Origin of the sequence: Chryseobacterium daecheongense, assembly GCA_027920525.1 — a bacterium.
Lineage (GTDB): Bacteria > Bacteroidota > Bacteroidia > Flavobacteriales > Weeksellaceae > Chryseobacterium > Chryseobacterium proteolyticum.
Genome location: CP115858.1, coordinates 3640159 through 3652854, shown reverse-complemented (window position 1 = coordinate 3652854; position 12696 = coordinate 3640159). Strand labels below are relative to the sequence as shown.

Below are 12696 nucleotides of genomic sequence, written 5' to 3'. Positions count from 1 at the left end.
GCAAACTCACCCAAAATAATATAATTTCGTTTTTCCACAAATAAATTTATAGAAACTATGAAAAAACTATTATTTGGAATCCTGGCATTAGGATTCATGTCTGCTTGTAACAGCGACAATGTTTCAAATCAAGGTGAAGAGACTGCAAACAAATCTGCAACTGCTTCAGATTTAGCCAACAGAAGATCTTGTCCTTCAGAAGAAATCAGAAAGCAAACACTTCAGAACAATCCTGAACTCAGACAAAAGTATGCAGCTATTGAAGCGAATACTGAAAGATTTGCAAACGCAATTAAAATGGGGAAAGTTCTTGCAGATGGTACTGTTGAAATCCCTGTGGTAGTAAATGTATTGTACAATACTTCTGCACAAAATGTTTCTGATGCCAGAATAGCAGAGCAAATTGCTGTTCTTAATGCTGACTACGGAGGTACGAACAGTGATGTAAATAAAATACCAACAGAATTTCAATCTGTAAAATCAGGGGATGTAAAAGTGAGATTCAGACTAGCAAATACCGTAAGAAAATCTACAACTAAAACAAGCTGGAGCACTAATGATGCCATGAAAAAAGCTTCTTCCGGAGGTATTGATGCCACCAATCCTACCAACTATTTCAACATCTGGGTAGTAGGCAGCATGGGACAAGTTCTTGGATATGCGACCTTCCCTGAATCAGCAGGATTATGGAATGATGGGGTGGTGATTGCAGCTCCTTATTTTGGAAAAACAGGAGCATCTTCTCCTTTCAATTTGGGAAGAACGGCTACTCATGAAGTAGGACACTATTTAAATCTTAGACATATCTGGGGTGATGCAAATTGCGGAAACGATCAGGTAGCGGATACACCTACACAAACAGGAGCTAATTATAACAAACCTACATATCCTGTATACAATACTTGTAGTGGGGTATCAAGATCTATTATGTTCATGAACTATATGGACTATGTAGATGATGCTGCAATGTTTATGTTCTCTGCAGGGCAAAAAACAAGAATGCAGGCAGTTGTAAGTTCTTCTGGTCCTAGAGCAGGTTTAAGAGTATTATAAGTTTTCTTAATATGTTAAAAAAGCCTTTCTCAGTTTTGAGAAAGGTTTTTTTTTATATTTTTGGCAAATTTTAAAATTTAAAATAAAAAACACACAATGATGAATAAATTAGTATTAGCATTTTTTATGCTGCTTACCTTATGCCTATACAAGGCACAGGATACTCTTCAGCAAGAAAACAATCTCTCTCATTCTATTTCAGAACCTCCCGCACTTTCAGAGAAGGTACCTTTCTTAAAAAAAGAATGGGTCCAAAAATCAATTGCCCCAACATTATTATTTACCGCTTCAGCTGCTACCTGGGGTGAGCGTAAAAACATCCGTGACATAAGAAATCGATATCTGCCGGATTTTAAGGCTAGTTTTGACGATTACCTTCAATATGCTCCTGCTGCTACGGTGTACGGTTTGAAGTTAGCGGGAATTAAAGGACGTAATAATATTGGAAGAGCTACTTTATCTTATGCCACAAGTTTAGCTATTATGGGAATCATCGTCAATTCTATAAAGTACACATCTAAAGTTGAACGTCCGGATGCATCAGCCAAAAACTCTTTTCCATCCGGGCACGCTGCAATGGCTTTTGCCAACGCCAGCTTTCTACACAAGGAGTATGGACTCGTAAATCCGGCTTACAGTATTGGAGGATATGGCGCAGCTACATTGACAGGACTTGGAAGAAACCTGAATAACAGACATTGGATGCCTGATATTCTTGCGGGTGCAGGAGTAGGGATTATTTCTACTGAATTAGGATATTTTTTCATTGATAAATTTTACAAGAATAAAGGAGATAATCTAAGCCTGCTTTCCAGGATAGAAAGTAACGGATATCCTTCTTTTCTGTCTATAAAAGTGGGATCAGCACTCGCCACCACAAACTTCCTGAAAGAATCTGAGCTCGATAACAGAAAGCAGGTTGGCTTTGATGCAGGATTAGAAGGAGCCTATTTTTTTTCAAAAAAATGGGGAATTGGAGGAGATCTTAGCTTTAGTAGTTTCCCGATCAAACCTCAAAGACTTACTTTGGATGATGAGGAACACTATGAAAACTTTGATATCACGACTCAGTCATTAGGATTTCTCAATTTTGGTTTGGGTCCATATTTTTCTCATGAATTTGCAAAAAACTGGGAAGTCATGTTAAAAGCTACAGGTGGCTATTCAATACCTGCAAGCGGAAAAATTTTTGTTAAAAGTGAGCATATTGGCACTCCAGACAATCAATTGGAGCTGGCAACTTATAAACCTTCAAAGGCTTTCAGGCTTAATTTAGGAAGTGCTATCACTTATAAATTCAATCCTGAACTCGGGATTACCGCCTACGCCGAATACAACCAGATTAAGTCCACGATGAATTACCACTTTAGCGACCTGGTAAAAGACGACGAAGAAATGAACGAAGTATTCAACACTTCTTTTGCTAAAGAAAAAGTTAGATATATAACGATTGGATTAAGATTAACAGCTTATTTCTAATAATCAAAAAGCCTTCAGTATACTGAAGGCTTTTTGATTATAAATTTTTAGAATTATTTTCAGGAGTATAATCCATAAAAATATCCCCATCCAGTTTAATCGATTTTACTTTATTTTTTACAGGAATCGTAAGAACTGCCTGTTTTTGATTTTTCTCCCATAATGAAGGTGTAAAATGAAGATTTTCAATTCCTCCGTCGTCGTAAGTTATTATAGCATCAAAAGGAATTGCAAAACCTCCGACATTATCAATATTTACTGTAAGCAATCCGTTCTCCTGAGTTCCTTTTGTAATTTTGAGATCTATATAATTGTTTGTATAGAACCAATTATTCCAGAACCAGTTCAAATCTTTCCCTGATCCTGTATTCATAGAATTAAAATAATCCCATGGAATTGGGTGTTTTCCATTCCAATTGTTCATATAATGGTGTAATGCTTTTTTAAACAGATCATCTCCAAGATAATCTTTTAAAGCCAGATAAGACAGAGATGCCTTTACATAAGAATTATTCCCATATCCTGCTCCACTTACCTGTGTGCTCATGGTAATAATAGGCTGATCCTGTTCGGCAGAAGGATCATTGATCCATTTCTTTACCCTGAAATTTTTATAAAAATCCTTTGCTTTAGCTTCACCATTCTCATCAATTCCAATCAGGTATTCCAGGGTTGTTGCCCAACCTTCATCCATAAAAGCATATCGTGTTTCATTGATCCCCATATAAAAAGGAAAATAGGTATGAGCAATTTCATGATCTGCTGTTAATCTCGCATCTTCAAAATTATCCGGAATACTATTATCATTAATCATCATTGGATATTCCATATCAGCATAACCCTGAACAGCAGTCATTACAGGATATGGATACTCCACGCCCGGCCAGTTTTTAGAATACCAATCAAGGTTATAACGCATCCAGTCTACATAACGTTCAAAATCTTTAGCACCTGCTTTGTATGCAGACTGCACACTTGCTCGTTTTGTTTTGAGCTGAACACTTGCCCCATCCCATACATAATGATTACTCAAGGCGAAACAAAAATCCGTGATATTAGCGGCTTTGAATTTCCAGGTATTCCACTTATTCTGCTTAGTTACCTTTCCTGATTTCATTTCCTCCTGGCTTGCAATATGAACAACCTGATCGCTCCTCAGAGATGTCTTGTATCTTTTTAAATAATTAGGCTGTAAAACAGCTTCGGGATTGAGAAATTCTCCCGTTGCCCAAACCACATAATTTTTGGGTGCAATGATTGCAAAATTATAATCATTAAAATCATTGTAGAATTCTTGCCTGTCTGAATGTGGCAGCATATCCCAGCCATTATAATCATCATACACTGAAATTCTTGGGAAAGAATAAGCAACATAAAATGTTTCAGGATCAATCTGTCCTTCTCTTTCACTTTTTACAGACAATGGATATTCCCACTCTATTTTAATTTCTGATTTTGATCTCGATTTAATAGCGGTTTGCAGCTTTACACTTGCAACAGTTCCCCAATCATCACTGTTTATGTTATATTTTTCCCCATTTACAATAAAAGATTTGATATGCAATCCTGAAGATAGAAAGTCTTTGGATACAAAGCCTGATCTCGGAGCCTGTGGTTTATGAAGGTTATTGACAAACCTTATGGCTAAAGAGTGTAAATCGCCGGGGCTATTGTTACTATAAGTAATCGTTTCTTTTCCGGAAACGATTTTTGTATTATCATCTACTTTTACTTCTACATTGTATATCCCTTTGTTCTGCCAGTAATTTTTACCCGGAGCCCCGGAAATATCACGCGTCCCATTTTCATATGCTTTTTTTACATTTCTTGGTATGTATAGTTCTTGTCCTGAAAAATAGTGTGCTGAAGCAACCATTAAACATCCAAAAAGCAATCTCTTCATATCTATTTTTTAAAAATAAGTCTCAAAATTAGGTAAAATGTAACATAGAAATATAATTAATCACCGCACAGATGCTGATATTAGTAAATTTTAACGTATGTTTTTTATATCCACCCTTGTTTATCAGTTTTTTTGTTGTTCTGGCCCTATTAACACATAAGCTAATCCAATCCCTGAGAGGAATTGGATTTGAAATTAATTTTCCGAATAAAGAAGATTAGATTTATAATGAAAGCTCTGCAATAACCGGAAAATGATCCGAAGGATACAGCAGGTTTTCTCTTCTGTCATTAATATGCCTGTGAGATTTTATTTTCATTCCCTTTACAAAAATATAATCAATTCGGTCTTTAGGAATTTCATTGACATTAAATCCGGTGAATGTCCCTTTTGGACCATAGTGTTGGGTTTCAGAGTTATAAAAACTATCCTTCAGATTTTGGGAAATAATCTTTATAGGTTCACTGTTGTCTGTTAAATTGAAGTCTCCACTTAAAGTTAAAGGCAGATTTCCAGGATTCAATTCTTTTATTTTTTTAAGAATCAACTCCGCAGATTTCACTCTTGCAACATTTCCAACATGATCAAAATGAAGATTCATTGCTAAGAATTCTTTTTTAGATTTTCTATCTTTAAAAACCGCATACGTACATACCCTGTTGCATGCCGCATCCCAGCCTCTGGAAGGCTTATCCGGTGTTTCCGAAAGCCAGAATGTATCGGATTTCACCACCTGTAACCTTTCATTATCATAAAAAATAGCTGAAAATTCACCTTCTTCTTTTCCATCGTCCCTGCCCACACCGACATAATTATAATTTTGCAATCCTTTTTTAAGGTCTTTCATCTGTTCTGGCAATACTTCCTGAACCCCAAAATAATCCGGATGATAATACATTAATAAATCCTGTACATCTTGCTTTCGTTCTGTCCATGCATTTTCCTTATCAGATTCTACCTGTAATCTGATATTGAAACTCATAACTTTAAGGTTTTGTGAAAACCCTATAACAAAAAACAAGACAAACACAATTGAAAATCTAAAACTCATAATCATCTATTTTAAATAATAATTAAACAAAAATAAGGCTTCTCTACCAGAGAGAAGCCTTAAAACCATGATTATATTGTTAATTTTCTGTATTCTTTTTTAAAACAGAATTATTATTCCTTCGTTAATTTAATTTCCTTTTCACCCTGAGTAATCGTCATTGTTTTCTTGTCTTTAGCAAATGTAAAAACAGACTGCCCGAAAAGAAATTTATTATCTCCGTTGTATTCAAGAGGAAATTGTGCATCTCCACCGGCCTGGCCGAAAAGTTGTCCGTTTTTTACTTTAAATGTCAGCTTTAATGGAATCTCTTTGCTTCCAAATGTCCCTGTAAAATCTTTAGGATCAATTTTATCAATTTTCTTAGTATCTGTTACAGAAGCAGAATTGTTTTTCGGATTGATATCGGGAATCTGAGAATTAGGATCCACCTTTACCTCTTCGATTTCCTTAGCAGATTCAATTTGAAAAGTCCATTCTTTATTACGTTTCCAAACCTCAACCGGAAGCTTTACAATTTGTGTTGTCCCGTCTTTAAATCTTACCTGAACTGTAGTTGGCATAGGTAATTGCCCCAGGTTTTCTACCGTAATCTGAGCTCCATTTTTAAAGTCACCACTTATATATTTTACACTTTTAACGGATTGATCAATTTTCCATTTATTAAAGAACCATCCTCGCCAAAACCAATTAAGCTCTTCACCCGAAACGTTCTCCATGGTATGGAAAAAGTCCCAGGGAGTAGGATGTTTGAAAGCCCAACGATCTATATATGTTTTAAATGCTTTATCAAATTTTTCAGGTCCAAGGATTGACTCTCTCAAAATGCCTAAGCCCATACCCGGTTTGAAATAAGCAAGAACTCCGATACTGTGTTCTTTCATATTATCCGGTCCTACCATAATCGGTTCAAAATTATCGCTCATCAAATAACTTCCTGTTTGTGCAATATTTTGCTTTTTGTAATACTCCCCTTTATTGAAGGCTTCAGTAGAAAGCTGATTAATGAATGTATTAAAACCTTCATCCATCCAGGCAAATAACCTTTCATTAGATCCCACAATCATCGGAAACCAGTTGTGTCCGAATTCATGATCCGTAACTCCCCAAAGATCATCTCCCTTGGAATCCATATGGCAAAACACAATACCCGGATACTCCATTCCACCTTCATTACCCGCAACGTTTGTAGCTGCAGGATAGGTATATTCATACCATTTCTGAGAATAATGTTCTATCGCAGCTTTCGTGTATTCGGTAGATCTTCCCCAGGCTTTTTCACCTCCACTTTCAGCCGGATACGCTGATATTGCCAAAGACTTCTTGCCACTCGGCAGATTAATTCTTGCCGCATCTAAAACAAATGCAGAAGATGATGCCCATGCAAAATCCCTGGCCTGTTCTATTTTAAACTTCCATGTTTTCGTTCCTGAAGATTGATTTTTACCTATCTCCGATTCAGGGCGGATCATTACTGTTTTATCACTATTTCTTGCCTGTTCCCAACGGTTATTTTCCTCCTTGCTATACACTTCTTTCCCATTAAGAAGTTCCCCTGAAGCAACAACATAATGATTAGCAGGAACGGTTATACTGGCATTGATATTTCCATATTCCAGATAAAACTCCGAAGCTCCCAGATATGGCAACGTATTCCATCCCAGAACGTCATCATACACACACATCCTCGGATACCATTGTGCAATCGTAAAAACTTTACCATTTTTAGTTTCCTGTACTCCCATCCTATCAGAACCATATTCAGGAGAAATAAATGAATAATCAATACTAATTTTCGCTACTCCTCCTTTTGCCTTCAAAGCTTTTGGTAAATCAATCTGCATTCTGGTGTCGGTAATCGTATATTTTACATCTTTACCATCAAGTTTTACCGATTTAATTTTGTAACCACCCTCCAATTTTTCTCCATGGGCTCCATTTCTACTTCCTGAAATAGGAACTACCGCATTACCACGGGAATCCTGATTAAACAAATTCTGATCGAGCTGAAGCCAAAGAAAACTCAGCTGATCCGGGCTGTTATTGGTATATTTTATTTCAGCAGTACCGGTTAACTCATTTTTAGTGTCATTTAAGCTTATGTTAAGATTATAGTCTGCAGAATTTTGCCAATAAGCATGTCCCGGCTGTCCACTTGCAGAACGGGTTTCCGTGCCTGTTTGTGGATAGAAAAACGGCTTAAATGCCTCTACATAATCATATTTAGGTGTTTCCTGAGCAAAAGCAGATCCTGAAAACAGAAAAACCGCTATCGCAGAAACAAAGGTTGATACTTTACACTTCATTTTAAAAATTTATAAACTTACATAATGGATAGGTAAAAAAAATCCCGGAATTGTTACAAATCCGGGATTTTTTAACTTATTTTGAATTAATTTGATTTTTTAGACTTGATCATTGCCTCCAAAGCATCCCACATTTCCTGAGGAATATCTTCCAACATATTAAACTCTCCTGCTCCTTGCAACCATTCACCACCATCTATAGTAACAACCTCTCCGTTCATATAAGCAGAATAATCCGAAACGAGGTAAGCTGCTAAATTCGCCAGCTCCTGATGCTCTCCGACTCTTCTCAACGGAACTTTTTTTCTCATATCGAATTTCTCCTGGAGATCTCCCGGCAATAATCGATCCCATGCTCCTTTTGTGGGGAAAGGTCCCGGAGCGATTGCATTAAAACGTATTCCATATTTTGCCCATTCTACCGCTAAAGACCGAGTCATTGCCAAAACTCCTGCTTTAGCACATGCGGAAGGAACAACATAAGCAGAACCTGTCCACGAATAAGTCGTTACAATATTTAAAACAGTTCCGGGAGTTTTGGAATTTATCCAATGTTTTCCTACGGAAAGTGTGCAGTTTTTCGTTCCCTTTAAAACAATATCTAAAATAGAATCAAATGCAGAATGTGTTAATCTTTCTGTAGGTGAAATAAAGTTCCCGGCAGCATTATTAAGCAAAATATCAATCCTTCCGAACTCCTTTAATGCAGCTTCCTTCATAGCTTCCACTTCATCCCAGTTTCTCACATCACAAGCCACACATAGCACTTTTCCTCCTGTTTCCTCTTCCAGTTCTTTGGCCGTTCCTTGTAATTTTTCGATATTCCTTGAAGTAATCACCACTTTAGCGCCCAATTGAAGAAAATATCTGGTCATTGCTTTTCCCAAGCCGCTTCCTCCTCCCGTTACAATAGCTACTTTATCTTTTAATGCGTCTTCACGCAACATTGGTTGTGTATACAGATTCATACGATTTAATTTTTCCTAAAAATAATAAATATTCAACGGATAAAGCTCAGAATAAGTTTATAAATAAATGTTATAAATAATTGTTCTTTGTTTTTTATTTAATTTTACCACTCTAAAATTTATGCATCCATGAAAATATCAGGAACTCCATTTCTTTTATTCTTCCTGTTTTTTAGCCTTAATTATAACGCTCAAAAATTTGAAAAACTAGCTCAATATGTAAATCCTCTTATAGGTACTGAAAAAATGGGACACACCTATCCCGGAGCCACTTTTCCTTTTGGTTCCGTACAGCTCAGCCCTGAAACAGATACCATTTCATATGAACTTGATGGAAAATATAATGGAGAAGTCTATAAATACTGTGCTGGCTACCGCTACGAAGACAAAACCATCGTCGGTTTCAGCTCTACACACTTTAGTGGAACCGGGCATTCTGATTTAGGAGATTTTCTAATGATGCCTACTGTTGGAAAACTTCAGTTTAATCCGGGCACCGCTTCTCATCCGGAAAGTGGTTACAGAAGCAGGTTCTCTCATCAGAATGAAAAAGCAGAAGCCGGTTACTATAAAGTGAAACTGGATGACTCTAATATTTTGGCAGAGCTTACAGCTACTACAAGAGTGGGAGTTCAGCGATATACTTTTCCAAAGTCTGATCAGGCCCACATTATTCTGGATCTGATGGCCGGAATTTATAATTACGAAGGAAAGAATGTCTGGACATATGTTCGGGTAGAAAATGATCATACCATTACCGGATACAGACAGACTAATGGTTGGGCAAGAACCAGAACAGTATACTTTGCGATACAGTTTTCAAAACCATTTAAATCATACGGCCAGAAAAATTATGATGGAAAGCAGGTATATGGAGGCTTCTGGAGAAAATTCGACCAGGCTAAAAATTTCCCGGAAATAGCCGGAAAAAATCTGAAAATGAATTTTGATTTTGACACCAATGAAAATGAAGCCATTGAGGTAAAACTTGCTTTATCCCCGGTGAGTCAAAACAATGCTCTTGATAACCTGGAGAAAGAAACAGGAAATTTATCTTTTGATCAGGTAAAAGCCCAAACACAGGAAAACTGGAATAAAGAGCTGAATAAAATCATCATTAAAGGTTCCGATACCGAAAAGACCAATTTCTATACCGCCATGTACCATACCTTTATTAATCCAACAATATATATGGATAGCAATGGAGAATACAAAGGTTTAGATCAGAATATTCATAAAGCAGATGGTTTTACAAATTACACTACATTTTCCCTCTGGGATACCTATCGGGCATTACATCCCTTATTTAATATTATTCAGCCTAAACGAAATAATGACATTGTAAAATCCATGATGGCCCACTATAACCAGTTCTCTTTGAAAATGCTCCCGATCTGGTCTCATTACGCCAATGAAAACTGGTGCATGAGTGGTTATCACAGTGTGAGTGTTGTTTCAGATGCTATCATCAAAGGTGTTTATACCGGTGATGCAAAAGAAGCGCTCTATGCCTGTGTTGCAACAGCAAATAAAAGGGATTATGAAGGAATTGGGCAATATATTGATTTAGGATATATTCCTGCTGAAAAAAGCGGGACTTCTGTGTCCAATACTCTGGAATACGCCTATGATGACTGGGCAATTGCTCAACTGGCAAAACATTTGGGAGAAACAGAAATTTACAATCAATTTATTACACGTTCTGAAAACTGGAAAAATAATTTTGATAAAAGTATTGGTTTCATGCGGCCCCGTTTAGCAGATGGAAGTTTCAAAAAGGATTTCGATATTCTGAGTACTCACGGACAGGGATTTATTGAAGGTAATTCGTGGAATTATAGCTTTTTCGTTCCACAAAACCCCAATGAACTTATTACCATCATGGGAGGAAAGAAAAAATTTGCATCCAAACTTGATGAATTGTTCACGATGCATTTATCCGATGAATTTTTTGCCGATACTGAAGACATTACGAGAGAAGGAATCATTGGAGGATATGTCCATGGTAATGAACCCGCTCATCATGTAGCTTACCTGTATAACTGGGCTGGGCAGCCATGGAAAACACAATCCCAGATTCGCCATATTCTTGAAATGCAATATAAAGCTACTCCTGATGGATTAGGCGGAAATGATGATACAGGACAGATGAGTGCATGGTATATTTTAAGCTCACTCGGATTTTACCCGGTAGCTCCGGGTTCAGAAGATTATGCGATTGGAAGCCCGGCAGTTGATTACGCAGTACTTAATCTGGAAAATGGAAAAACGTTTGAAATTGAAGCAATTGATCAGAGTCCACAAAATGTATATGTTCAAAAGATTCTTTTAAATGGTAAAGAAATTAAAAACTTTACTTTAAAGCATTCCGATATTATAAAAGGTGGAAAACTCAGTTTTTATATGAGCGGCAAAGCAAAAAAATAATCAGTCTGCAGATTTACAAGATCCGTTTTTCGAAACAAAAATAAAAAAAGACTACAGTGAGTAGTCTTTTTCTTTATTATATACACAGCTGGGTTTTCAATCTTCCAACTTACTCCTCAACTTCAAAAAGTAATCGCTCACCAAATTTTTCGTCAGCAATTTTTCCATTATCGAATACAAGATTCCCATTGACAAATGTCTGGGTAATTTTAGAATGAAAATTCATACCTTCTAAAGGACTCCAACCACATTTATAAAGAATGTTTTCTTTATTTACTGTCCAGTTTTCATTTAAATCCACCAAAACCAAATCTGCTTTATATCCTTCTCTTATAAAACCTCTTTTCTCTATTCTGAAAAGAATTGCGGGATTATGGGACATCTTTTCAACGATTTTTTCCAGAGAAATTTTCCCATTCCTGAAATTTTCCAGCATTACATTTAATGAATGCTGAACCAACGGTGCTCCGGATGGACATTTTGTATAAACATTTTGTTTTTCTTCCCAGGTATGAGGAGCATGATCGGTAGCAATTACATCAATTCTACCATCTAAAAGAGCTTCCCAAAGTCCGTCTTTGTCCTTCTGAGTCTTTACTGCCGGATTCCATTTAATTAGACCTCCTCTTGTTTCATAATCATCGTTGGTAAATGTTAAATGGTGTACACAAACTTCCGCGGTGATCTTTTTATCTTTTAAAGGAATGTCATTTCTGAACAAGGCTGTCTCTATAGCTGTTGACAGATGGAAAACATGGAGTCTCGCTCCTGTTTTTTCTGCTAATTCGATGGCTTTGGAGGAAGATTTATAACAAGCTTCTTCACTTCTGATGAGATGATGAAACTTAACAGGAATATCTTCTCCATATTGTTCTATGTATTTCTGGGTATTTGCTCTTATCGTTGCTTCATCTTCACAGTGAACAGCAATCAGCATTTTTGTATTGCTGAAAATATTTTCAAGGGTTTCAGGATTATCAACCAGCATATTCCCTGTAGAAGAACCTAAGAATAACTTGATTCCCGGAACATTTCTCGGATTGGTTTTAAGCACCTCTTCAAGATTATCATTAGTCCCTCCCATCATAAATCCGTAATTAGCGTATGCTTTTTGGGATCCTATTTCATATTTATCCGCCAACAATTCCTGCGTTACAGCGTTAGGTACAGTATTCGGCTGATCAATAAAACTGGTAATCCCACCTGCAATTGCTGCTCTCGATTCACTTTCAATATCTCCTTTATGAGTTAACCCCGGTTCACGAAAATGCACCTGATCATCAATCACCCCTGGTAAAAGATATTTTCCGGAGCCGTCAATAATCTGATCTGCTTCATCAGAAATATGGGGTTGTATTTTAGAAATTAAATCGTCTTCAATTAAAATATCGCTTTCAAAGATTTTTCCTTCATTTACGATAGTAGCATTTTTGATAAGGGTCCTCATTTACTTTTCTTTAGACTTTATATTCCTTACAAAATTAAGGTTTATGAATGAATTTTAATATC

8 protein-coding genes are annotated in these 12696 nt (G+C 36.6%); 3 read left to right on the top strand and 5 right to left on the bottom strand.

From position 1 onward, the window contains the following. Nucleotides 1-57 precede the first annotated feature (57 nt). Both PFY10_16225 and PFY10_16220 read left to right on the top strand, forming a co-directional pair. Nucleotides 58-1053 carry a zinc metalloprotease gene (locus tag PFY10_16225; protein ID WBV55770.1) on the top strand — a complete coding sequence of 332 codons (996 nt, stop codon included), beginning with the start codon at nt 58-60 and terminating at the stop codon, nt 1051-1053. A gap of 96 nt (nt 1054-1149) precedes the next feature. After that, nucleotides 1150-2532 (top strand): phosphatase PAP2 family protein, encoded by a 1383-nt coding sequence (locus PFY10_16220; protein WBV55769.1) that lies wholly within the window; start codon nt 1150-1152, stop codon nt 2530-2532. Between the two features lie 37 nt (nt 2533-2569). On the opposite strand, the gene PFY10_16215 is transcribed toward PFY10_16220, so the two are convergent. From PFY10_16215 to PFY10_16200, 4 genes are all read right to left on the bottom strand, one after another. Next, nucleotides 2570-4435 (bottom strand): M1 family metallopeptidase, encoded by a 1866-nt coding sequence (locus tag PFY10_16215; protein ID WBV55768.1) that lies wholly within the window; start codon nt 4433-4435, stop codon nt 2570-2572. 223 nt (nt 4436-4658) lie between these two features. Continuing rightward, nucleotides 4659-5486, bottom strand: a complete 828-nt coding sequence (locus PFY10_16210) for an endonuclease/exonuclease/phosphatase family protein (protein WBV55767.1) — start codon at nt 5484-5486, stop codon at nt 4659-4661. A 113-nt stretch (nt 5487-5599) separates the two neighbouring features. After that, nucleotides 5600-7792 carry a M1 family metallopeptidase gene (locus PFY10_16205; GenBank protein ID WBV55766.1) on the bottom strand — a complete coding sequence of 731 codons (2193 nt, stop codon included), beginning with the start codon at nt 7790-7792 and terminating at the stop codon, nt 5600-5602. An 86-nt stretch (nt 7793-7878) separates the two neighbouring features. After that, nucleotides 7879-8760: an SDR family oxidoreductase gene (locus tag PFY10_16200; protein WBV55765.1), complete on the bottom strand. Its 882-nt coding sequence runs from the start codon at nt 8758-8760 to the stop codon at nt 7879-7881. 129 nt (nt 8761-8889) lie between these two features. Here PFY10_16200 and PFY10_16195 point away from each other — a divergent pair, with 129 nt between their 5' ends. Further along, nucleotides 8890-11187, top strand: a complete 2298-nt coding sequence (locus tag PFY10_16195; GenBank protein WBV55764.1) for a GH92 family glycosyl hydrolase — start codon at nt 8890-8892, stop codon at nt 11185-11187. 109 nt (nt 11188-11296) lie between these two features. On the opposite strand, the gene PFY10_16190 is transcribed toward PFY10_16195, so the two are convergent. Beyond that, the gene (locus PFY10_16190; GenBank protein WBV55763.1) at nt 11297-12634 is read right to left on the bottom strand and encodes a dihydroorotase; all 1338 of its coding nucleotides are present in this window, start codon (nt 12632-12634) and stop codon (nt 11297-11299) included. Nucleotides 12635-12696: the final 62 nt, after the last annotated feature.